A 24,880-nucleotide genomic window follows, 5' to 3' on the forward strand; every position below is an offset into this window, starting at 1 on the left:
CGATCAGTCTTCTCGGCTGGATTCGGTCGAATCGGGGTGTGGTGATGGGTGCCGGGTATGGTCGTGCCGGGTCTGCCGGCCGTTGCGATAGGACATCCAGCCGGCATTGTGGCTCGCACCCAGCCAGCTGATCCGTATCGGCGGCCCCTCCTCCTTGTCGACCCGCAGGACATGAAAGTTGACGGTGCCAGTGCTCGCATGGACCGGGCGCCCCGGGAATACCCTGTCGAAGACCTCGGCGAAACCGGATCCCGCAACGCCCGCTGCCGCCTTGCATGCCATCAAGACGAACGATTTCGGCGTCCCCAGCGCGGCGGCGAGCCCGGAGGCAAGCGCGGCGCCGAAAGGGTGCGCGGACTGGACGATCGAGGCAAAGGTCCTCCCGTCGACGTCGATGGTCACCCCGGATCGCAGGTTGATTTCGAAGAGGTTCGCATCGGCGTGCGCACTGATATATACCGGTCCATTCTTCCGGTTCGCATAGTCGAGGGCCCACGGCGCAGGGACGTTTTCGGTGCGCGACGACTCTTCCTGCAGGATTCGTTGCACCACCACACTCAAATCGTTGTCGCCGTCGCGCATTCTGGTGACCACGTTGTGGAAATTCTCTGTCCGCGCCCACAACAGCTCGCCCGCGAGATGATCTGGCTGATGAAAACTGACGCCGATCGTGTCACCGTGGTGATCGAGCATCGGGTTGACGACTACGTCCGCGCCGAAGAAGCCGATTACCCGGTCGCCGTCGCTGGTCACCCCGAAGTACGGTTCCTCACCGAAAAATGCTTCCGTCGAGCGCAACTGCTCGACCCAGTCGACGATATCGGTGTCATTCGCCGTCTGTTCGACGAATGCCGCCCTGCCATCGGTGGCCGGAGCGTCGTACCTCGTCGCGGCGTGGTCGGTCGCGATGGCGTTCAGGTAGGACATCCACCCCGCGTTGTCGCCGGCGGCCAGCAGGCCCACCCCGCGACCACTCTCCGCATGGACATCGACATCGCCGCGAGACCCGTAGATCCGGCGGTCGGGGAAGGTCTGGTGCAGTGCGGCCGAGAACTCCTCGCCCGCCGAGCCGTTCGCTACCGCACAAGCGATCATGACGACCGACCGCGACGGACCCGATGTCATTGCCGCCTGAAAGGTCGGCGACGCCTGCACGATGGCAGCGAAGGTCGTACCGTCGACGGCGATCGATCGCCCGGCGCGCGAGCGGACTTCGAAACCGCGGCTGTCGGCGTGCACCGAGATGTAGAACGGTCCCGGCTTGCCCTCCTGGTACTCGGCCACCCACGGAGCCGGGACGAACCGGTCCAACCCGATCCGATTCCGGTCACCGGCGAGCGCGGCGGACCCGGCTTCGCCTGGCCGAGTGCGGAAAACCATCCCGTGGCCGTTCGGCGCGTTCCCCCAGGTACGCAGCACCTCCAACTCGTCGGGCCCGTAAAGGAAGGTGATGCCCACCGTGCGGCCCTGCTGATCGAGGATCGCCTCCTGGATCAGATTCTTCGCGCGGAACCGCACCACGGTGTGATCCGCGGTGCCGGACAACTTCTTTCCACCGCCCAGCTGTCCGAGTACACCGAGGTGCTTCTTCCAATCGATCGGATGCGAGACGTGCGCGACCGCGTGACCGTCGCCCTCGTCGGCGCCAGGCAACTCGACGCCGAGAAGTTCGGCTGCGTCGGCCGACTGTGCCGGTGCCGGTGCCTCCGAATGAGTTCCGACCAGATCGTCGACGCCAGGCGGGGCGAGCCGGTCGAGTCCGAACAGGCCGCGCGCACCCGGACCACAGATCGCGAGGGTGGCGAATTTGTTGAGATGCCGCAGCTCCACGTCCACCACACCGTCGGCCAGGAAGGTGATCCCCGACAGCGGAGGTTGTGCGGATCTGTTCGTGCCCCATGGGTTGCGCAGCCGCAACGCCACCGGGTTGCCGTCCTCATCTCGCTGCACGCCGACTGCCGTGTAGCCGTGATTGCCCGCCAGGCCTGGGAATCGAACGGTGTCGTCGCGACCCCAGTTGCGCGTACCCAGCATCACCAGATCGCCTCGGCCCAAGGCGAAGTAGACACGTTCGGCGATGTGCCTGCCGGTCTGCTGGTCCAGCTCACGGGTGCGCCAGGACGCCGCCCGGTCCACGGAATCGACGAGGCGCTCGATGTGCGCAGCCCAGCGCGTGCGCTGCTGCGGGCTCAACTCACGGTTCAGGAAGCGCCGGAACCCCTCGGTCGAGCCTGGGTTGTCCGGCCGGATCAGCCGGTAGAACTCACGCACGGCCGCCCACACGTCGTTCCCGTTGCCGGCCACCAGTGCCAGCACCTGCGCGCGATCCGCGTCCGCACCCATCGGATTCGCCTCGCGTGCGCGATGATCGCGCACCCGGTCTTCCCACTCGCCACGCAATGCGCAGACCGCGCGAGCGAACTCGTCATCGCTGCCGGTCAGGCTGCGGAGTTCGTCGATGTCCATGCGCATCGGATGATGGAAATAGGCATCGGTGACCGCCCGGGACGGCTGGAACCGCAATCCGCCGGGCAGCGTGGCGGGCAGCATCGTCGCGGCGGTGGCGCCGGGACTGCCGCCGTCGAGTCCGGCGTAGCCGAATTCACCGGCGAAGACCGCGTATGCCTTCTCGAGGACCGCGGGCCACAACACTCCCCGGTCGGCGGCGTAGCGAGTGCTGTTGTCGCCGTCGACATAGAGATCCTTGGAGACCCGCACCCAAGACGCGTCACCGCTCTTGTCGAAGAACCGGACGGCGACGGAGTCACCGAGATCGGTCATCATCTCGCGGAGCAAGGGCAGCGGGCTGCGGGCCAGCGCCATCATGTTGGCGGCCAGGAAGCAGTTGCCCAGCGCGCCCTGCCGCACGTCCGACACCCGGGGACCACTGATCTCATCCCAGAGGGGATTGTTCGACCGGCGCAGTTCGGGGACGAGTGGACCGAGGATGTCGCTGTCGAGGGTGTGCCAGGTAGCGGTCTTCGGGCGCCCGAGCATCGTCCGGCTCGGATCCGGTGTCCCATCGGAATTATGCGCGTGTTTCACCGCCACGACGGCACGGGGAGGTAGCCAGACCGGGGTGTCGCCGGACCCTTCGATTCCGATACCGGCACGGGCCAGGAAGTAGGTGGTACCCCAGAAGAATGTGGCGGCATTCTCCTCGAATGCCTCGGCGAGCAATGTCTTACGGATCCGGATCGGACTGGCGTCGTGCTTCTGATCCAGCGGAACCAGCCCGATGTATTCGGCGCCGGTGCCGGGATGGCTGAATGTTCCCTTCACGGCGCGCCAGCCGCTGCCGACGTCGAGCCGGTGCGCGGTACCGAGTCCGTCGATCAGGACGCATCGATCGCCGCGAACGAACGCCTCGGCGGCCGGGGCGACGTGCGACGGCAACGCCGCCAGGGTTTCCGTGGTCGGTGGGTGATGCTCCGCCGTCGCCGCGGGTGGACTCAGCGTCGTTGCCGTCGAGCCGGCGTCCGGGTCGGCGAACAGCGCGGCGAGTTCGTCATCGCCCCACTGGATCTCGGCGGTGTCGGCGAGCAAGCCCGCGCCCTGCGCCGGGTGCCGGGCATCCTCGGACATATCCTCGAGATCGGACAGTTCCTCGAGACCGGACCCGTCGCGCAGCGTACGTCCGCGCACCGCGCGGTCGAACGCGTCGTCGAACATGTTGCGGGTCAGCCACTTCCACAGGCGGACGTCGTTCGCGGCCGCTTCCTCGGGGGCTACCGCCGCAACCACCTCGGTGGCTTCCTGGTCCGAGGAAAAACGCAGCGGAGCGCTGAGCGTGCCATCGATGGTCGATCCGGAGCCGACCACGCCACTCGAAGCGGCGGCCGGGCCTGGGTAGCGAGTGGACACGTGCTCTGTTCGCGTGCCGTTGTTGTGCAATGTCACCCAACCGGCATTGCGGTCCGCCGCGAGCAGGCGATAGTCGACATCCGGCCGTGCCGGATAACGCATGACCGACTGCCAGACCGAGGTGGCGGCGGCATGAACCGGCACATGCGGGAAGTTCTGGTGCAGCGTGCGCGCGAACTTCGTTGCCGCCGATCCTTTTGCGGGTTTGCAGGCCAGCAAAACGATCGAGGTCGCCGCACCGGTGCTCAGCGGGCCTCGCAGTCCCGGTGACCACTCGACGATCTTCGCGAACGTCGTACCGTTCACCTCGAGCGTGGTTCCGGTCCGGAGCCGGATCTCGAACGTGTTCGGACCCGCGTGGGCGGTGACGAAGAGCGGTCGGTGTCCGGTCCGGGTGAACTCGGCGACCCACGGCGCGTCGACCACCTCCTGTCCGACCCTGAGCGGACCGTGGAAGGCCTGCTTCCCGGTCTGCCCCGGCTGGGTGCGCACCACCTTGTCGTGCCACTCCGTCGCGGCCGCCCAGCGTCGATTCGCGTCGAGTTCCAGATCGACGTGCTGGAAGCAGACGCCGGTCAATGCTCCGGTCGATCCGAACATCTCGTGCGCGACGACGTCGGCGTAGGTGAAATTGATCGGCAACTCGAAGGCGTTCTTGCCGTGCAGGACGTCCGGATCGTTGGATACCCGCCACGAGTTCAGATACGTGCGCCAGCCACTGCTCACCGCGGGGGCGACGAGTGCCCCGGACTCCGCGGTGGTGTCGACCACCGTCTCCTCAGCAACCTCAGCAACCTCGCCGGTCCGCGTCCCCGTAGACCCGGGTGTACCGCCCACTGCGGCGGACGCATGCTTGATCGTGCTCTCCTGCACCACCTTCGCGCCATCGGAACCGATGGTGACCCAGCCCCGGTTGTCGTTGACGCCGAGAGTGGCGAAGGTCTTCCCCGCCTTCTTGACGCCGACCACCACCACGCCCGCACCCGCGTGCACCGGGGCGGTGGGCAGCAGATCGCGCATCGCCAGCGCGAAATCGGTCGCCGCCGTCCGTTTGCCCGCCTTGCACGAGATCAGCACCAACGACCGGTCCGTCGCCTGACCACCCGTCCGCAGCGCCTCCTGGAAGTACTCGGCGGCCTTCACGATCTTGGCGTAGTTGGCACCGTCGACCCGCACCGATCGAGTCGACTCCTGCTTCGTCCCCTTCTTCCAGATGATCTCGACCATGAACCCCTTCGAGTCCGCGTGCGCGTCGAGATAGACCGGACCCGGACCGTCCTGGGCATAGTCGTTCTTCCATGGCGCGTCGACGACATCCGTGTCGAAGTCCAAGCGCCGTTTGGTGACCTGGTCCACGTCCTGACCGGTACCGGTCAGCACCACCCTGTCCTGCCCGAATGCCGCGCGCGCCCACTTGATCGCCTCACGCTGCCCCTCCGACTTGAGGACGAACGACACTCCGATCGTTGTGCCGTTCTTGTCGAGCAGAGGTCGGGTGAGTACGTCCGAGACTTCGAACTCGGTGCGCTGCTTGCTCGCGCCGCGCACGCCTTCCGCGGTGGTCGTCGTCAGGGGCGAGCTCACCCGTGGATCCAGAACTTCTTTCCATTGCCGCACGATCGGATTGCGGCTGGATACCAGTGAATTCGACCCTGCGAGCTCGGTGGCGGCGGTGGTGGACGATCCGGTCGCACCGGTGGGATAACGGGTGCCGGCGTGCTCGACCCGGGTGCCGTCGCTGTGCAAAGTCACCCAGCCGGCATTGTTGTCGGCGGCGAGGTAGCGGTAACGAACAGTGGGCGCGGCCGGGTTTCGCCAGTTGGAGATCCAGACCGCGCTGGTGGCGGCGTGCACCGGCGCGGCCGGAAACCTCTGGTGCAGCGTAGCCGCGAAGTCGGTCGCCGCCGAACCTTTCGCGGGCTCACACGCGACCAGCACCAGCGAGCTGGGGCCGCCAGCACCCATCGCTCGCAGCGCCGGGGACTGCTCGACGAGCTTGGCGAATGTCGCGCCGCTCACCTCGAGCGTCGTTCCGGTTCGCAGCCGGATCTCGAAGGTGTTCGGACCAGCGTGGGCGTTGACGAAAATCGGTTCCCGGCCGACCCCGCCGTATTCGGCCGCCCACGGCGCCGCGACGACCTCGTGCCCGACCCTGGTCTGACCAGCGAAGACATCCTTGCCGGTTTGACCGGGCCGGGTACGCACCACCTTGTCGTGCCACTGTTGCGCACCCGCCCAGCGCTCGGCCCCCTCGATCTCCGACTCGACGTGCTTGTAACTGACGCCGATCGGCGTCCCCGCCGGTCCGATCAAGTCCTGGGTTACCACGTCGGCATGGGTGAAATTGACTGTGACGCCCAGGAAGTTCTTGCCGTGCAGCGCATTCGGATCATCGGATGCGCGCGACGAGTTGAGATAGGTTTTCCATCCGCTGCTGATCGCGGGGTCCGCCTCCCCCGGCTTGTTCACTATCGGCGGGGCCGTGTGCGCGAGTACCTTCCAGGGAATTCCGGCTGCACGGAGCTGATCCCGCAGGGCTGTTTCCGGCTCCCACTTGAAGACCACGTGATCGATGTCGGCGCTGGTGACGCCACCGTGCACCTGCGCCTCCACATACCCCCACTTCCGGAAATCCGGATGCGTCAGGTCTCGCCGCAGACCGACATGGGCGCTCGGCAGGCCGGATCTGCGTGGCGGGTATGCGCCGAAGGACTCCGGTGCGGGGTCCTCGAGGCTCGAAGGATAGACATTTTGCTTGTGCTCGATGGAATCTCCCACGCACACCGTCGTGCGGGCCCGCACCGCGGACTTCAGGACGACCACGGCGTCGCCGTAGACATTCAATCGTTCGTCGTTCGGCTCGCCGACCGGCTGTTCACCGCCGACGCGAACGTACCCGTAGACAGCCCGCTTATCGATCGGATGGTCATTCACGTCATGGCCGAACCAGCGGGCTTCGAGCAGCGCTCGGTCATTCGTTCCGGTGTCGGTGTCGCCCAGATCGAATATCGTTTTGAACCGGCCATCCCGCAGTACTTCCAGCAGCGACTCCTCGAAGATCCGCACGGCGATATCTTTGCCCGCGAGCGCCGCGACCAGCTCGGCCTTCATCTCCGCGCGCGCCGTGTCGAGCGAAATCTGCTGCTGGTCAGCAAGTTTCGCCGTGTGCCGGTCGATGCTCCCCAGCTGTTTCGCGCGTGCCACAGCGATGGTGCGCTGCTCTTCCGGCAGTGTCGCGAAGTGATTCTCCAACTCGTCGTGCAATGCCTTCCGCTGCGCCGTCAACTCGTCACGCAGTGCGGAACCGTTGCGACTGGCTGTGATCTCGTCGGCCAGCTCCGCCAGCCGCTCGCCCAGCACACGACTCCGCGGGTCCGCGAACACTACCGTCGGCGCGGGTACGTGGCCGTTGACGATCGCCGCTTCGGAGACATCGTCACGCTGGAGCGGGCCGGTCGCCCGGCGTGGCGTCACGCCGATCCGATTCGTGTCCACGGACAACCAGCCGACAGTCGACCCGCCGTACAGCGTGAATTTGGTCGAGTCGAGCGGATCAGGACGTCCGTAGACGGACCCGGCGGGCAACATCGACGTTGTCCCAGCGGTGACGACATGCGCCCCCGTCGCCGTCGAACTCACTACCACCGTGCCGTCATCGCGCGTCTGGGTGGTGAAAAGCTCAGCCACCAGTGCGCTGTCGAGCACCACCGGACCGGACACCGGATGTACGATCTCGTGCACGAGGTTCTGCTCGTGCGAGTATGTCCGCAGCACTGGCATTTCCTCGGTCCCGAACGCGACCAGATGTCCAGTGATATCGGCTACGAACAGGCCCGGGAAGTCGACGACGGCGAGCGGCGCCGGCGGACCGAACTGATCGTCGCCGAACAGCTGCGGCAGTTCGGCACCGGTCAGCTCGTCCGAGAACGAACCGGTAGCCGACTGAGAGACATCGGTATCCTGCTGCCCGAGGTCCGCCTGCTCGGTTATCGGCGAGGGGATATCCAGGTCCCGTGCGGATGTGTGTGCTGCCACGCTCGCGACGACGGCGGTCGGCGGCAGCACGGTGCGGCCCATCCGCCGTGCGGCGTTTTCCGCTTGCAGGTGCGACGCCGCGGCCCGCACCGCGGCCTCGGCGGCTTCGCGTTCGGCCGTCGCCGCCTGGTGCGCGTCCCACGCGAGGGTGTAGTCGCGTAGGGCCGCGGCCCGGACCGTGCGGGTTAGCTCGGTGCGACTCACGTCATCGGCATGCTCCGCGACGTCCTTTGTGTCCCGCGCCTCATCGAGCCGGACGATCGCGTTCTCATGGCTGGTGACGGCGTCGGTGTAGCGGATGATCGTCTGGGCGTGGTGCGGAGCGGTGGCGAACAGCGCGTCGTCGGCGGCCAGGAAGTATTCGACACTGCCCTGCTGGCCGTTGCGCGCGGCGCGGTTCTCGGCCTGGATATCGATGTCACGCACATCCGACTTGCCCGAAATGCTGACATGCAGGCCACCGGCCGCGTTGACGGCGTCGCTGATCTCGATATCGACGCCACGGCCGCCTTGACGGTTGATGATCAGGATCTTGCCGAGCTGCCCCGCCTTGTCGAAGATCGCTTTCAGGTCGGCTTCCGCGGTGGGGCCCCGGTCGGCGAACCACCGTGCATCGACGACCTCGTGCGGAATATTCGCGAGCTTCAACCGGGCCGAGATCTCGGCGACCTCACTGTTGCGGTTGGTGATCACCAGTTCGGGACGCGCCTGGGCACCGTGCCGACCGATGAGTTTGTCGGCGATCGCATCATGCTTGGCCGACTGGTTCGGAGCCAGATTCGCCTCGAGAGTGTCCAGTTTCGATTCCGTGAAGCGCGGAACCGTGACTACCGGCTTCATCCCGTAGTTGTCGACCAGGTGGCCGGACACCCCCTCGGCCGTGCCCGAAGCGCCCGAGAGCCATTCGTACCGCTCCGCGAGCATGGTCTTGGCGGTGAGGCTTTGTGAAGACACCGAGTCGCCCCGGATCGTGATCCCGTGCTTGGCCTCGATCGCCTGCGCCAAACCGCCGTTCCACCGGCTCTCGGTCGAGGTCGCCGGATCGAACATCACCTTGTGGGTGGTTTGGTCGATGATGTAGACCTTGTCGACGCCGTCGCCACCTCGGTGCACGATGTAGTGGTCGTTCTCGACGAACTCCCAGTGCGCCGATGCGGCGGAATTCACCCGGTCGATCTGCACGGCGAGGTCGTCGGGGCTCGCGCCGGGATCCTCCTCGGCGAGCAGTCTTCTGACCTTCTCGGCGCCTTCGGCGTTGAGCTTCGCCGGGCCGCCGATCTGCCCGTCCGTCCGATCGAAGTCCGCGGGGCTCAGATCCCCGGAAGCAAGCCGATTGTCGAGGAAGTGCCGAGCCGCCATGATGCAGGAGGCGATATGCGGATCCGCGGCCAGGCTGGGGCCGTCGGAGATGATCCAGGTGGTGTCGGCGTAGTACAGCGCCTCGTCGAGCTCGTCGATGACGGCGATATCCCCGCGCATGAACTTGCCGCGGAGTTGCCCGAATGCCGCGTCGTCGAGGGTGCCGATATAGATGGTCGGCTTCGCCGGATCGAGGCCGGTCTCGTCGGCGCCGTTCGGATTCATCCTGACCACGTTGAACACGTCCGGACCGAGCACCCCGAGAACCTGTTTGTACAGGTTGACCGCATCGTTGGCCAGAGTGTCGCGAGTGGTGAAAACGTGCACCGAGTCACCGGCGGCGGCCTTCAGAATCGAATCGGCGAGGAAGACGAACGTCTTACCCTCGCCCGCGTCCATATTGATGGGGCCCTCGCGCATTCCTATCGTGCCCATGACCTGGGTCCAGCGCAGGACCTTGCCCGGCGCCACCTCCGCACCGTCGTCGTCGAACTTCGTTGTCCCCCGCCGGATGGTTTCGACGGCGGCGGTCACCGCGCGGTGATATTTCGCAACGCTTTCCGCGTCGCGCGCATCGTGGTGGACGCTGCCTCGCAGCGCCTCCCGCAGGTCCTCGGGTGTGGCGTTCTCCCAATCTTCACGCTTGTACATCCGGGTGATGTCTTCGGCTTCCCGGAGGAAGTCCCGCTGCGGCTCATCGGAGACGGCACGGGTGACCGGCTCGGGGGGCTCAGTCGAATCAATCTCTGTCGCAGACGTCTTTCTCGAAGTCGGCGTCGGTTCGGCGGCCTGCGTCCACCCCTCGCGATCGGAATCGGTGTACTTGCGTCCCTGCTGGTCGTAATGGTCCAGGTCGCCGTAGATCCCGAGCTTTTCCAGCGCGGCTTTCACCCGAGTCGGCGAGGGCTGGTACGCACCTGCCCAGTCGTGCACCGCGACCATTTTCCCGTTGACGAATTGCGCTTGGAAAGCCACGTAGACGCCCGCGTTGTGGAATTGCTCATGGTGCATGTTCTTGCCGACGTACCAGTTGCCGTCATGGTCACCGACCACGGTCCGCATTGCGGGCGCGGATATTTCGGCCCAGCGCTGCAGAATCGGGCCCTGGCGCGGCACCTCGATCGTCGTGGCGCCCTTGCGCGGGATCACGTCCGATTCGGGCTCCGGCTTACCGTTGGATTCCGGATCGGAAGCTTTGGACCAGAGGCCGTCCTTGTCGATCGTGTACCGGTGATCGGGCAGCTCGTCGGTGTTGAATCGGAACACACCCCGGGAGTTTCGTTCGTCGTAACCGCGGACGCCGCCGCCCGCGCCCTCGCCGAGATCGTCGGCGCCGGCCGTCTTCTTCTGGCCGAAGCCAGGGCGCATCGGCAAGTCGCCGTCCTGGAATGGCCGGAACAGCACCCGGCCTTCGTGTGGGGACTTGTTGCCACGGAGCATCTGCATTGTCTGCTCGAAGCCCAGGACTTCCCGGATGAAGGCCTTGCCGCCCGGCCAGGCCGGATCGAGCAGCGATGTCTCGACCAGCCGCCAGCGCAGGCCGGTGGCCTCGTCGATCCTTCCGACGAGAGCCAGGTCGTCGCTGACGCCCTTTATGCCTTTGGCGCCCGCGCGGGCCCGCGGTTCGGCCACGGGCGCGGCCGAGGTTTCGCGCGCCGGAGCCTTCTCCCCTTTGTCGCCCTGGGGATTCGGAGCACCGGCTGCTTCCTTGACCGGCCTTGTCTTGTCGGTTGCCGCGGCCGAATTCTCAGAGGTCGGCCGGGTTCCCTGCGTAGCGTCCGGCCGGTTCGGGGACACCGGATCGATCTCGGGTTGCGCGAATTCCGCACGCCGCTGGACCGGGTTCGACGGCACCTCGTCCGGCTTGGTCGCGACGGTCGAGTCGGCTTGTTTCGCTTGAATGGACTCCGGAGCATCGAGTGCGCCACCCGCCCGCGGTTGCGCACGCGCCAAGTGGTCACCGGATACGTCGTGCTTCGGTGCGGTCGGCACGTTGTCCCGGCCTGCAACAACTTTGGTGTCCCCGCCACGTTGGGCGGATGGCGACGAACTCGTGGGCTTGTCCCCGCCGGTGGCGTTCGACGCCGGCTGCTGGGATGCGGTTGCCGCGTTGTGTGGCTGCGGTACGAGCTGACCGCCGTCGTGCTGCTGCGACGCGGGCCCGGCCGTCTCGGAAGACTGCCGTTGTGCAGTCGATTCCGACTGTTCATGGTTCGCGGGCGCGTGACCGGTGTTCGATGCGGAAGAGTCACCACCCGACTTCGCGGACGACGACTGCTGCGGCAGGTCGTCCTCGGCGGTGTTCCGGTGCGTTGAGCTCACGATCGAGTCATCGGTCTGATCACCGCCCTGGTTGGATGCCGAGGACCCACTGCGGTGTTCGGACAGCGATTCGTTCGGCTGCGCGCCACTCCCTCTCCCCGCGTTGCCATTCGGCGAGTCCGAAGCGCTCTTGGGTGCAGCCGCGGGCCCGGTATCCGAGGCCGAGGGCGGCACTTCGGTCGGTGGTGTCGATCCGGCCGGACTGCGCGGGCCGCCGACGGGATCGACGTGCACTTTGCCGGCGCCGGCGCCACGCCAACGTCCCGCGCCGGAGCTGAACGCGCCGGCGGCACCGGCGCCGAGCATCCTCGGGTCCAGTTCGAATTCGCCACCGTTGATGACCTGGTTGGCGATGCCACCGCCGATCATTCCGCCGACACCACCGGCGCCGCCCTCGACGGCGCCGCGCATGAGCTGCTGGAACCTGCTGTCGAATTGCGAACGGGTGATCTTTCCGCCCAGGAGCTTGAACAGATCACCACCGAGCTTGCCGAACATCGCGCCTAACGCACCACCCAGCGCGCCGCCCAGCGCCGCGAACCACAAATCCTTACCGTTGACACCGTCGCGATGTCCGGCCGCCATCTGTCCCAGCTGGATCAGGAGCGTCAGAATCACCTGCTGCCCCATGGCTTTCAGCGCGGCGACGAGCATCTGCCGCAACAGCTGCTTCAGGTATTGGAAGACAATGCGGTACCACCCGATCAACGCCGCCTGCGTCGGGCCTGCGGTCGGCGGGAACAGCCACGCGAGCGCGATCTCGTAGACCAGCTGTACGAGGCCGACGATGATCATGATCTTGTTCTGTTGAATCGCGCAACCGACCTGATCGCACGAATCAGCGAGCTGACCGAGAGATTTGGCGATAGCTTGCAACGAGGCCTGATCCGACTCATCGGTGAGGTTCCGCAGGGTGCGCGACATGGCCGAACCCGAACCGGCCGACGGATACGCCGAGAGGATATCGTCCACCGCGTCTTCGATAGTCGAGACCAGCCCGGTCAACCCCGCCGAGGCTTCCGACCAGGCGTCGGCGAGGGCGAACATGCCGTTCTCGCTGCCCTCCGGCCAAGCGCTACCGGCGACCCAGCTCAACCACCGCAGGTCCTCGGGCAGGTTGATATCGGATTGCCGTACCGCATCGGGAATCGACATCACCGGCCGCCGTCTCGCAGACCGGGCCCATGCCACGGGTCGGCAGCGTCGGGCTCGAACTGTTCCTCGACCGGCGGCTCACGACGCTCTTGCCGCTTCTCCTTGCCGGAGACCGACTGACCACTACTCCCCATCGCGGGCGTCCCCGGCATCCCCGGCATCGCGGCCTGGGGCAGTACGCCCGCACGCGACTGGGCGCCGATGCCACCGGCTTTCGGCACCAGCTTCTCCCCGTCATAGGCCGCCCCGAGTATCGCCGACGGAATGCCGCCGCCCTTGCCGCCGGTCATCGGACCACCGGTCTTGTCAACTGGCACAACCGTTCCCGGATCGGTCGCGCGGTATACGTTCGGACCGAGAGCACCGGGGAACGCGGGCGCGCCGGGGGGTGCCGGGATGCCGCCGAGCGTCGGTCCCGGCGTCGCGAGTGCGTCGATCGGGTTCGAGGAGGAAGCCTCTACGCTCAGTGGCGTGGCAGGATCGGGAGTACCGGTAGCCGCGAGATTCGGCGTGGAAGGCCCGTTCGGCCGGTCGGCATTCGGGTTACCGGCCGAGGATCCAGCGGGATCAGAACCACCGCCGGTGGACCCACCCGAATTCTGTCCGCCGCCATTGCCGGACTGCTGGTCCTGATCACCCGGCGGCGGGCTGGACGGGTTGTTGTTTCCGTTGTTCTTACCGAAGTTCGGATCGGAGCTGAGCGGGCCCTTGTACGGACCGGGGTCGCCACTGGCGTTCTCGTCTACGTAATTCTTCAGAATCCACTGGGCGTAGAGGTCCTCGCCCGCGGCGAATGCTCTGCCCGCCTGCTCGATTGTGGTGCCATAGTTGACCAGTAGCTGTCCGAAGATCGGAATCGCCCCGGTGGCGTCCGATTCCCGACTAGCGTTGCCCACCAGCGCTTCGGCCGATGCCGAATAGCCTGTCGCGCCCTCGGCGAACTGTTTACCGAACTCGTCCGCCCCCCAGGGACTTCCCAGCCGCTGCAAGGAGTCGCTCAGTGTGCTGAGAATGTCGAACAGACCCTTCGGCGCGCTCGGCAGTTCGGCGAGCCGCTTACCCTTGTCGATCAGATCCTGCGGGTCGACCTTGATCGGGTCGCCACCGGAGTTGTAATTGGCCCGGCTGCCGTAGGGGTTCGAACCGCTGTTGGGCTTGCCGCCAGTGTTCGGGTTCCCACCGCTCGGGCGGTTGTTGACCGGTGGGCCGCCGCTCGGCCCCGCACCGCCGCCTTTCGGCGCGGGCTTCCCCGAGCCGCCCTTGCCGGACCCGCCTCCTGGCGCCGGGGCGCGATCGTCCCTGTCGCCCTTCGGATTCTTCTCGTCTTCATCTTTCTTATCTTTGTCGTCCTTATCGGCGTCCTTGACGCGCTTTCCGTCTTCGGGCTTGCCTTCGCCATCGAGATCCCAGGGCAACCCCGACGATTGCCAGACCTCACCCAGATCCAAGAACGACAACCCCGCCGGCAACCCGAACCGCCCCGACTCACCGAACAGCGAAAGGAACGGGTTGCTACCGGCGTCAGGGTTAGGTGCCACAAGGCGATCGTGCCGTCGCCCTCGTGTCGCTCGCGCGGCGCGCCGACGGAGTTCACCAAACCTTCAGGCGTTCACCCGGATGTAAGGTTCGGCGCGACCGCAGCCGGAAAGCTGGCCGTGACGACCAGACCGCACGGTTCGGCTACGTCGACGAAGAACAATCCCCCGTACTGGGCCGCCATGGTCGCCGCGATCGGCAGGCCGAGACCGGAACCGCCGGCCGTCGCCTGGGCTCCGCGAAAGAATCGAGTGGTCAGCTGATCGAGCTCATCGGGTGACACCCCGACACCGTCGTCGCGGACCGACACGACCACCGACTCGCATTCTTGGCTGACGGTGATCGCGGTATGGGCATCTCGGCCCGCGTAGCGTACGGAGTTACTCAGCGCGACATCGAGAATCTGGGCGAGCACACTCGCCGGAACACCGGCTTCGGCAACCTCGGTAGTCGCGTCGAGGGTGAGGGTCATGTCGGCGCGCTGGAACGCGGCATGCCACGCGTCCACTCGATCCCGTGCCACCGCTACCGCGTCACAGTCCGACGTGTTCGAGCGCGCGGCGGCGTGTCCGGGCGCGGCATCGGCCACCGCCGAGGCCAGCAAGCCGTCCAGCAACTCCGTGAGCCGGTCCACTTCGCTCACCACACCGGCGAAGGTGGCCGACGCGTGATCCTGGGCGATCATCGGCTGTAAGGCCTGCAACCGAACCGCGAGCGCGGCCAGTGGATTTCGCAGCGAATGCGCCGTATCGACCACCAGTTTTCGCTCGGCCGCGGCCAGGTCGGCGACGGCTCGGGTAATCGACGCGACACCGACCGCGAGTTCGACGATCTCCCGCGGCCCCCGGCCTCTGGACCGGGGACCCCCCGGCTCCGCGCGCCGCACCGGCAAGGTCGAGGTCAGCGCGTCGACATCGCGGCGCAGTTTGGACACCGGTCGCAGGATCCACCCTGATACCCCGAGCGCCACGCCGCCGAACGCCAGCAGGGCGGTGGCGGTCACGCAGGCGAGTTGAATCCAACTGTCGGTGATACCACGGCGAGTCGCCGAGGTCGAGATCGCGATGACCACCACACCGCCGGCTTGCTGCGAGGTTCCGATGGGCTGGCCGACCACCATCGGGTGCGTACTCCACGGATACAGCGTCTCCGGCGGGATGAACCGGTGTGCGTTGTGCGATACCTCGATGACCCGTGGGTCGGCGCGGTTCACCCCGACATCGACCATCACCGTGCCGCTGCCCGCGATCACCAGGACACCGTTGCCGGTCTGCTCGAAATAGCTCTGCGCCTCCCCCTCGAGGCGTGCCGGATCAACCGACGCCGTCGCCGCGAACTGGTTGGCGACCTGGATCCGATCGATCACCATCGCCTGGGTCCGGCTCGACGCCAACTCCATCCCGATCCCGATCGCGAAGCAGATCATGCAGATCGCCGCCAGCAACGTGAATACACTGACCAACCGAACGCGCATCCGGCGAGGTCACCGAGTCCAGCGGTAGCCGAAGCCGTGAATGGTGGCGATCAGTCCTGGGCGGTTCAGTTTGGCCCGCAGCGCGCCCATGTGAACGTCGAGCGAACGAGACGTGGACGGGGTTTTCTCGCCCCAGATCTCGTCCATGATCGTGTCCCGGGCCACCGCGACGCCCGCGCGCTCGACCAGCACGCGTGCTATGGCGAATTCCTTCTGGGTCAGCTGTACCGGCAGACCGGCCACCTCGACGGAACGAGCTCCCAGATCCACCGCGACATCACCGGTAACCACCACGGCCGGAGCGGACTCGGTTGTCTGCCTGCGTCGCACGACCGCTTCCAGGCGGGCGGCGAGTTCACCGAGCCGCGGCGGTTTGACCATGTAGTCGTCGGCTCCGGCACGCAGGCACGACACCACCGCCAACTCGTCGCCCTCCGCGGTCAGCATGATCACCGGAACCGTGCTGACCTTGCGGAGCTGGCGCAACACCAGGTAACCGTTGACGTCGGGCAGCCCGATATCGAGCACGACCGCGTCGTAGCCTGCGTGCGAAGTCAGCAGGTCGAGCCCGTGTGACAAATGGTCCACGGCCGGGAAGCCATGCGCTCGGAGGCCGTCGACAACAGCGCCGGCTACGCCCGCGTCGTCCTCCACCACCACCACACGCACGAACCCGGTCCCTTCCACACGTCCAGACCCGCACCTGAACACGAGGTGAGACTACCGCAGACGATCACGCCTGCCGTCGCGGAGTGGAGCGCCGCCGATCGGTCAACATTGTTGTCCGGCAACGGTCCTCATCGAGGCGATCCGAAGTCAGGCAGTCGCTCTACCGGCACCGGCGCGCGGCTCGGCCTGCGCGGCCGGTGCGACCGCGATCGGCGGATAGCCGGTCGGCCGGGGGACGGGCGGCAGGCTGGTGAATCGTCGACGCAGGTTGTTCAGCTGCCGATAGACCTCGCGCTGCTCCTCGTGCAGCCTACGGATCTCGTGGTGTAGCTGTTCTGCCTGATCGACAAGCTGGGCATAGAAGTGGCGACCCTGCTCGAGTTGGGCCCGTTCGGCTCGCGCGCGGGTCAGGATCTCTTCGGCCGAGGTTCGCGACACAGCCGATCGGGCCGTGGCAGCACTCGGCCGGATCCGGCGCGGAACGGGAGTGCCATCGTCAACCTCTTTCACGACAACCCCAGCCTCTCGATAGAATAGTCAATGCGCCCCGAAATTGAATTATGCGCACCGCATCGAAAGCGATCAACCTCGCTGCGAATTCTTGATATCGACTTTGCGATTATTTACATATCTCGAATATTCTTTGGAATCTCTTGACAACCCCTCGAGTTCGCAGCACTCCGCCGGCGGGCGCGCGCGGTCAGGGCGACGGTGACGAGCATCATCACGACGACCACGACGATGGTGGCCAGCAATGCGTGCCGGTAGCCGACCAAGAACGCGTTCTGCACCGCTTGGGCGAGCGGCCCACCGAGTGTGTCGCCAACCGAGGCCGCCGTTGCCACGTTCTTGCCGAGCGGTTGCCCGACCGCGACGATGCCTTCGTGCGCGGCGACTTTGGCTGGAATGACGAGCTCCGCTCGATATCCCTGGTCCACGAGACCACCGGCTACTGCCAAACCGAGCAGGCTACCGAGTTGGACGACGGCCGACTGTGCCCCGAACAGGACGCCGTTGCGAGTCGGGGGCAGCGCGGTAGCGATCGCATCGAGCGCGACCGCCATGACAATGCCCATACCCACGCTCATCACCGCGACCATCCCCACGATCCGCTCCAGGCTGCCCGCCGCGTCCGCGGTCAAACCGACAGCCAGGCCATCCAGCACCATCGTCAAGCCGATGATCAGCGGAGTTGTCGCGCCGGTACGGCGTTGCAGCATCGCACCGGCCTTGGCACCCAGCGCGGAGGCCACGCAGGCGGGCAGGAAGATGAGCGCGCCCGCCACGACCGGGTCGGTGCCACGCACCGCCTGCAGGTATTGGATCGTCACGAAGACAATGCCGAATTCCGCCACGACCGCCGCGGACAGCGCGAACATCGCGGGCTGCGCCCGCGGATCGGCTCGCAACAGAATGTCGTGCGGCAACTCGCCGCCACGGCGGGTAGCCGCAGCCACAACCAAGAGCACGGCGCCTGCCCCCAGCAGCGCCACGACGGGAGCCGCGGTCCAACCCCAGTCGGGCGCCTTGAACAGACCGAGCGCGACCAGCCCTGAACCTATCGTCGCCGCAACGACACCCGGCCAATCCACCGGGGCCTGCGGATCGCCGGGGCAGCGCGGGACGAACTTGACGATGCCGACCAGCAGCGCCACCGCGGCCACGGCATCGGCGAGGGCGACCCGGGGCCACCACAGATTGTTCAACAGCAGGCCGCTGACCAGCGGAACGACTGTCACGCCCGCGGCCAGACAGCCTGCCCACAACAGCAGCGCCTGGGCGCGTTGCCGACCGGCATTGCTGACCAGCACGAGGATCGACAACGACGCGGGGACGATTGCGGCGACACCCGCACCCATGACGATTCTGGCCACCAGCAACGGAATCGAGGTCGCGGCCAGCAGCATGTGGGCCAGCAGACCAGCGAGAAAGGTGACATACCCGGCAATCAGCACTCGCTTGGCGCCGCAACGGTCGGTGAGCACACCACCGACGAGCAGAAACACGATGAGCGACAACACATAAGACTTCGGGATCCACAGCGAGAACTCGAGCACGTCCCGGTCACCCAGCTGCTGCAGCAAGGTCGACACGGCGATGCTGTGCAGCGAAACGTCCTGGCTGATCAGGAATCCGGTGCCGCCGACGAGCGACAGGACGAGTGCGCGCCGCCCGCGGCTCGACGGCAGCGCCGGTTGCGTCCGGGTCACTCGGCCTGGACGGCTGATCTCGACTGCCATGGTGCGCCCTCGACTCGATAGCTCGGCCACCCCCGATCGGAAGTCTCGACTATCGGTGGCGATCTCGCCAATCGGCGCGGTGCCGGTCCACTGCGGTCGGCGTCAGCCCAGGTGATCGCGCAGTGAGTTGATTGTGGCGAACAGATCGTCCGGTTTGGGCGCCTCGGCCTGATCGATGTCGAGCGGTGCCATCAGTTCCCTGGCTTTGCGCGCGACCTCGAGCACCGCCGCCCGCGACGCCGCGGTGACCGCGTCCGCGAGCTCCGCCGGGGTCAATTCGCCGATCGCGCCGGAAAACTTGATGTCGGTGGCGATCCCGTCGGCATTCACGGTGACGCGCACCCGCCGTCGCGCAGTGGCGGCGACGCCGACAAGTAACGCACGTTCGGCTTGCAGATCGGCGATTTCGGCCATCTTGGCCTGAAATTCCTCGACGGCAGCGTTGAAATCATCATCCATCGTGTCGGGTCCTTCTGTCGCGCTCACAATTCGGCGGGCGGCGTCATCGGTCGAGAATCCGATGACTATCGCTTCGACAGTCATTCAGTGTGTTTTGCGACGGCGAAGTAAGCGGTGCGGGGGTGTGCTTCGGCAGTTGCGCCCGCAGCGCTGCCAGGCCTTCGAACAGATCCTCTGGCTTGGGCATTCGCGACCGCAACTCGGCTGCCGGGGCCAGGAGCGTTTCCTGCTCGGCGGCCACCTTCGCGGCCGCCGCCTGCGCCGCCTGCACTGTCGCGCGGGCGATTTGGCCATAGCTGAGCGTGTTGATGTCGTCGGCGTAGTACGTCTCGATGATCGAACCGGAAGCATTGACCACGACGGTGATTCGGCCGTGTTCCACGGTGGCGGACGCGGTCAGCGCGTCGCGCGCACCGCGCAGACTGCGCATCTGGCTCAGGGCCCGGCCCACCGCATCGATCAGTTCAGCGGCATCGGCCGCCGTGCTCGCGTTCTCCGGTCGTATCACTGTGCCGCCACCTCTGCCATCGCTGCCGCCCGTTCATCGAATTCGACCCGTAGTCCGGCGTATCGCGATAGATACGCGATCACCGCCACGGGGTCTTGCTGGCCGTCGAGATCGGGCAGCAGCACCATGAACCTCGCCGGGTCCGGGTCCTGCTCCCCCACCAGCGCGATCAGCTGGCCGCTCCGTAAACGCAAGACCAGCACCGCCTGATCGTCGTCGGGAACCTCCGCAAAGCCCGCCTTCACCGCCCACTCCAGGGCGGAGATGCCGATATCCAGCCAGCCGATGAGCCTGCTCGACCCCGGCGTCGGCCAGGTGCGCGGGTCGACCGCGACCGTGACCGGGTCGGGCCAGGGCCGCCGCCGATCCAGCTCCGCCAGCAGGCGGGCGAAGAAGCCCAGGATCTCGTCGCGGTCGACGCCGTCGGCCGCCTCGACGGCGGGATCGGGCACCGTCTGCGTCGAAACAGCCTGCGCCAGCGCCGGATAGAACTCCTCGACCGTCTGGGCATAGCTGACGCGGTCGATCAGGTCTTCGGCTGCCGCGCCGACGACCTCGGCAGCGGACAGATCGTCGACATGGGCCATCGATGCGCAGAGCTGAACCAGCGCCGCGGAATCATAGTCGGCGAACTCGGGCGCATCGGTCGGCCCGAGCGGTGCGGGCACGATGACGGGTTCGAGCGAGAAGAACGGGCGGTCGACCTCCGCCACGGCCGGCCTGTTCGGATAGTCGTCCCCGGTATCAGGTCGATAGCGTAGGTAGAGCTCGGTTTCGGCACTGCTCAGTCCGGGCCGCTCACTGTCGCCTGGTTCGCCCTCGACGAACCCGACCTCCCAGGCCAGGATCGTCGCGAGCTGCGCCGCCGACAGCAGACCGGCGGGCATCGGCTCGTCGGTAACGGTGCAATCGCCGTCGTCGGCCGTGGCGCTGACCAACATCACCCGCAGTTGTTCCGGCGGTGTCGCACAGTGCCCGGCGGCGTCGAGGGCGTCGGATCCGACGATGACACACACCCCGCCGGCAGCGACAACCACGCCGCCATCGCTTCGCCTGCCCACAATCCGCGGCATCAGCAAGTTCCCTTCGCGCTCGACTGCCAGGAAAGTACCCAGCCCACGCACGGGCGGCGACCGGGCATGATCCGGTCGCCACAGCCGTTCACCTTCTCGTCACCCGCGGACACCGGCTACGCCCCGCCGGTGCGGACGACATCCCTGGCGATGAGGGCGGATTGGCGATCCAGCATCGGCCCGGCGGGCAGTTGGCTGATGATCTGCCACGGGACCAGCTTCGGCTCGGCGGTCTGTCCGAGCACGACTGCCGTCGCGGCGTCCGGAATACCGAATCGAACGCCGGTGTCGGTGACATAGAACAGGCCATCGCGCCGGGTGCTGTCCAGCTCGATACCGGTGGCCTGCACGAATTCGCCGCTGGCAGCGGGTATATAGGCCGTGTGGGCAGCCTCGCCCCCGACGAGACGCACCGGTGTCCGGCCGGACGCCAGCGGCAGTTGCCTGCCGACGAGCAAGCGCAGGGTGGCGGCTTGATCGCTCGCGCTACGCGCCCAGCTCGCGCAGGCCACCGGATCGGTATCCATGGCGACGATGGACGGGACGCCTGCCGGGAACTGCCCGATCGGCAGGGTGTTCAGCACCGGCAGACCGCCGATCGCGTCCGGGGACAGCAGCGGAATGACGGTATGCCCCATCGAGTTCGACGTGCGCAGTACCTGCGCGGTGAACTCCGAAATCTTCTGCAGCCCGTCGGCGAGCACCACATACGGCTGCGCGCCGTTGACGCCTTGCACCCGGATCACCGACCCCACAACGACATTGCCGACGCGCACGGCGCTGGGCGCACCCGCGTCGGGTATCGCCGGAGCGAGGAGTTCGGGGGCGGCGGCGGTCGCGTTGAGCAGTCCGGCACCGATCGGCCGCGGCCGCATGTCGCGAATCTGCAAGGTAGCCACGACCGCTTCACTGCTCATATCGATGCGTGCGTGCTTGCCGTCGTAGATCAGGTAGGTGGCGCCGTCATAGGTCGCGAGCACCGCCTCATCCGGTGAGGCGGGCCGGATCTGCGGGCCGAGCTGTGGCACGCCGTCGAGAACCGTACTGCGCAAACCGTCGGTCGCGTCTTCGCACAGCGTCCACTCGGAGCGATCGCGATCGACCGCCCCCGGCAGCGACGCTGGTGCGCCGGGGATGCCGAGCATCGGTCCGCGCGGTACCGAGGCCAGCTTCGAATCCTGCACCGACGTCGGTGATTCACTGGTGCCGGTGATCAGCCTGGCCGAAGCCAGATTCAGCACCGGGTGCATGGTCTTGTCCACCATGACGTAGAGGGCACCGCTGTCGCCGGCCATGATGATCTTGGCATCGCCGAGTTGCCCCTGCGGCCGCAGGAACGCCAGGACGCCGCAGCCTGCCGTCACCAGCACTGCCAGCACCAAACCCGTCAGCAACGAACGGAATTGGATGCGCATGGGATCGTGCAGCATTCGCACATCGCGGCGAACCAGCGCGTGCTCGAAACGCTGCAACAGAAATCTGTATCCATTGACCTGCGCCCGGGTCGTCAACTGTGCCGGCATTTCAACTCCTCCGTGCGCACGAACACGTGCGCATGAACACCGTGTGCCTGAATGTGCACACTCGTACGACATATGAGAGGCTACCGCACCACACAGGCGAGCGCCGAATGGAGATGTTCTGAATGAATAGCGAGATAATGCCGCCGGAAGATACCCGAGAATCACCTGTTGTGCCATTGCCGACTTCGGGTCCGAGCGAACTGTTCACACGGATTCCATTGTCCATCGTGCTGCCATCGGCGGCCGCGGGAACAACGGCCGCCACCACAGCCATCGCCCTCTGCGCAGATATTCGAGTGGCTCTCGGCATCGGGATCACAATTGCGTTGCTCGGTGGCGTCCGAGTTTGGAAAACCAATGTTTGGCGAATTCTGGGAATGCGCGGCTCGCTCTGGTGGCGCAACCGGCGCGGTAGTGGTAATGAACCACGCCCGGAGTCGTTCGATGTCGATATCCCGGACTCCGGTGGCGCCCGCTGTGGCATGCGCTGGGACGGCAGCCACCTGATCACCATGGTCGGGCTCGGCGACACCGTGGTGCGGCCGACCGTGCTCGGATCGGCTCGGATCGAGGCGGGCGCGGCCATCTCACTCGCCGATGTGGCGCGGTGCCTGTCCCAGTTCGATATTCGGCTGGCCGCCGTCGACGTCGTCACGCTCGGTGTCCGCACCCAGGGCCCGCACAACGTCGTCCGGATCTACGAAAAGCTGCTCGGGCCACTGCCTGCCGCCGCTACCCAGAACGTCTGGCTGGTTCTGCGTTTCGACCCGCTCGACAACGTCGGCGCGATCGACAACCGGGGCAACGCACAGGAAGGCATGATCCGCACCGCCCTGGTCGCGACGCGCCGGGTCGCGGGTCGCATCGCCGCCAGCGGCGTCGGGGTCTCGATCCTCACCGCCGACGAACTGGCGGCCGCGGAGGCCGCTGTCCTGCACGACAACGACCCACAGCAGTGGGCTGAGGATTGGCGCGTCTTGCGCAGCGGCGGCATCGAATTGGCCGGTTACGCGGTCCGGCCGCACCTGCTCGAACCGGGGGTGCTGGCGGCGGTGTGGACACTGCCCGGCAAGTCGGTGCTGACCCGCTTGCGCATGACACCGGCCGTCGATTCGGACTCGCCGGGCCGGCGTGGCGCCATGGTCGCGCTGAGCGCGGTCGTGCGGCGCGACCTTGCCGGCGTCGGTCATCACGACGCCGAGGAACCGCCCGCCGAACTCGGGTTGCGTCCGTTGCGCGGACTGCAGCGCCAGGTCCTGCTCGACGGCGGGAACCTCGAGCCGTCCGCCGCGCTACGCGGGGTACCAGCGGCGATGTCGCGATTCACGGTGCAGGCCGCAGGGTGTGGTCAGGTGATCGGCGCTACCGATGACGGGCTCGGTGTCGCGGTGCCGCTGTTCGGGCCCGCGGTCCGGCGGGTGGAGATCGTCGGGTCGCTGCGGCTGGCCCAACTGATGGTGCTGCGCGCCATCGCGGTGGGTGCGCAGGTGATCGTGCACAGCGTTCGCCCCCGTGAATGGGAATGCCTGGTCGCGGCGGTCGGCGCGCCTGCCGCGCTGTCGTTGCCCGCGTCCGGTAGCGCGCGATACACGGCCGCGGCGACGATGATCGTTTTCGACGGTGTCGCCTCGGCCGGACAGGTGTCGGAAGCGACGGCTGTGCATGTCCGTTCGCCGCGGGAGTCAGCGGCGGTCCTGCTCGGCGCCGATGTCGCGCTGATCGAATCGGCGGACGTGCCCGGGCGGGTGCACATTCGCAGTGCGGGCCGGGAACTGACCGTCCAGGTGGTCTCGATCCGGGAGGAAGTCGAGTATCTCGAGGGCGCCGGAACCGACGCCGCAACCGAGGTCGGGCCGCAACCAGAGCCGGCACTGCGATCCGCATGAGAACGGGGGCCCGCGGCCAGTTGGCGGCGGGCCCCCGGGGACTCCTCGGTGCCGGATCTACCAGACGAAGTCGTCCGCGACGTGCTGATCGGTCGCCCGGGCCTTGTCCAGCGCGGCCTGCACGTTGTCACGTCCCTTCTTCAGCAGTACGAGCAGCTCGTCCAGGTCGGCGATCAGGGTCTTGTGCTTGGCCAGGAACGAGCCGGCGGCGCCGCCTTCGCCGCTATGCCAGCCCTCCCGCACCAGCGAGGTCGCCGCGTTCTGCGCGTTTTCCCGCTCCGTGGTAATGGCCGCGTGGTAGTTGTCCATATCGGTGATCAGCTGGATGACGCCCGCCGGGTTGTACAACATTGTGTTGGTTCCGTTCTCAGAAGTGGTTTCGGTCGGTTCCGGTCAGAGGTAATTCGTGTTCAGCGTGGTGAACCCGCCCATGCTCTCGTTTTCGGTTGCCGCGACCTTCGTTTCACCGGTACGCAACGCCTCCGAGACCTGGCCCAGATCGACATTCACTTTGCGGATCCTCGCCTGCAGTTCGTCGGCGAATTTGGTGAACGCGACGTTGGCTTCACCTTCCCAATCCTTCTTCGCGGCGATCACTGTGGCCTCGAGGTTGTCGACGCTCTTGTCGATGGGCGGAATCACGTCGGCGTACGCGTTCGCGTACTTCTGAAATATGGCGAAATCAAGGTGGAGAGCATCTGCGCCGGCCATTGACATTTCCTTTCGGATGATGATGTGTTGAGAATTCCGGAGAAGTGACTCCGGACGATGGGTGGA

Annotated in this window: 13 protein-coding genes; 1 reads left to right on the forward strand and 12 read right to left on the reverse strand. The window is 66.6% G+C overall.

Translation table 11 applies throughout. From position 1 onward, the window contains the following. Window positions 1–3: 3 nt before the first annotated feature. The 10 genes from ABZ824_RS31895 to eccB all read right to left on the reverse strand — a co-directional run bounded on the left by ABZ824_RS31895 (window position 4) and on the right by eccB (window position 22,217). Window positions 4–12,735 (reverse strand): C2 family cysteine protease, encoded by a 12,732-nt coding sequence (locus ABZ824_RS31895; protein ID WP_356967633.1) that lies wholly within the window; start codon window positions 12,733–12,735, stop codon window positions 4–6. After that, window positions 12,735–14,273: a hypothetical protein gene (locus ABZ824_RS31900; protein WP_356967635.1), complete on the reverse strand. Its 1,539-nt coding sequence runs from the start codon at window positions 14,271–14,273 to the stop codon at window positions 12,735–12,737. The genes ABZ824_RS31895 and ABZ824_RS31900 overlap by 1 nt, the downstream gene beginning before the upstream one ends. Window positions 14,274–14,344: 71 nt before the next feature. Continuing rightward, window positions 14,345–15,745: a HAMP domain-containing sensor histidine kinase gene (locus ABZ824_RS31905; protein ID WP_356967637.1), complete on the reverse strand. Its 1,401-nt coding sequence runs from the start codon at window positions 15,743–15,745 to the stop codon at window positions 14,345–14,347. Between the two features lie 9 nt (window positions 15,746–15,754). Further along, complete coding sequence (locus ABZ824_RS31910; RefSeq protein WP_356967639.1) at window positions 15,755–16,414, reverse strand: response regulator transcription factor; 660 nt, start codon at window positions 16,412–16,414, stop codon at window positions 15,755–15,757. A gap of 147 nt (window positions 16,415–16,561) precedes the next feature. Next, a complete protein-coding gene (locus ABZ824_RS31915) occupies window positions 16,562–16,852 on the reverse strand; it encodes a hypothetical protein (protein WP_356967641.1) in 291 nt (96 codons plus the stop codon). Window positions 16,853–17,037: 185 nt separating this feature from the next. Next, window positions 17,038–18,654: an MFS transporter gene (locus ABZ824_RS31920; RefSeq protein WP_356967643.1), complete on the reverse strand. Its 1,617-nt coding sequence runs from the start codon at window positions 18,652–18,654 to the stop codon at window positions 17,038–17,040. A 102-nt stretch (window positions 18,655–18,756) separates the two neighbouring features. Further along, window positions 18,757–19,113, reverse strand: a complete 357-nt coding sequence (locus tag ABZ824_RS31925; RefSeq protein ID WP_356967645.1) for a YbaB/EbfC family nucleoid-associated protein — start codon at window positions 19,111–19,113, stop codon at window positions 18,757–18,759. Between the two features lie 43 nt (window positions 19,114–19,156). After that, the gene (locus tag ABZ824_RS31930; RefSeq protein ID WP_356967647.1) at window positions 19,157–19,564 is read right to left on the reverse strand and encodes a YbaB/EbfC family DNA-binding protein; all 408 of its coding nucleotides are present in this window, start codon (window positions 19,562–19,564) and stop codon (window positions 19,157–19,159) included. Window positions 19,565–19,617: 53 nt separating this feature from the next. After that, window positions 19,618–20,658, reverse strand: a complete 1,041-nt coding sequence (locus ABZ824_RS31935) for a hypothetical protein (protein WP_356967648.1) — start codon at window positions 20,656–20,658, stop codon at window positions 19,618–19,620. 152 nt (window positions 20,659–20,810) lie between these two features. Continuing rightward, a complete protein-coding gene (gene eccB / locus ABZ824_RS31940; RefSeq protein WP_356967650.1) occupies window positions 20,811–22,217 on the reverse strand; it encodes a type VII secretion protein EccB in 1,407 nt (468 codons plus the stop codon). Between the two features lie 137 nt (window positions 22,218–22,354). Between eccB and eccE the strand changes: the two genes are divergently transcribed. Next, a complete protein-coding gene (gene eccE, locus ABZ824_RS31945) occupies window positions 22,355–24,103 on the forward strand; it encodes a type VII secretion protein EccE (protein ID WP_356967686.1) in 1,749 nt (582 codons plus the stop codon). 57 nt (window positions 24,104–24,160) lie between these two features. Here eccE and ABZ824_RS31950 read toward each other — a convergent pair whose 3' ends face one another. Together ABZ824_RS31950 and ABZ824_RS31955 are read right to left on the reverse strand one after the other, a co-directional pair. Next, complete coding sequence (locus tag ABZ824_RS31950; protein WP_356967652.1) at window positions 24,161–24,454, reverse strand: hypothetical protein; 294 nt, start codon at window positions 24,452–24,454, stop codon at window positions 24,161–24,163. A 42-nt stretch (window positions 24,455–24,496) separates the two neighbouring features. Next, window positions 24,497–24,814, reverse strand: coding sequence for a WXG100 family type VII secretion target (locus ABZ824_RS31955; RefSeq protein WP_356967654.1), 318 nt, complete (start codon window positions 24,812–24,814; stop codon window positions 24,497–24,499). Window positions 24,815–24,880: the final 66 nt, after the last annotated feature.

Source organism: Nocardia sp. NPDC047038, assembly GCF_040644075.1.
In the GTDB taxonomy this organism is placed as follows: Bacteria; Actinomycetota; Actinomycetes; order Mycobacteriales; family Mycobacteriaceae; genus Nocardia; species Nocardia sichangensis.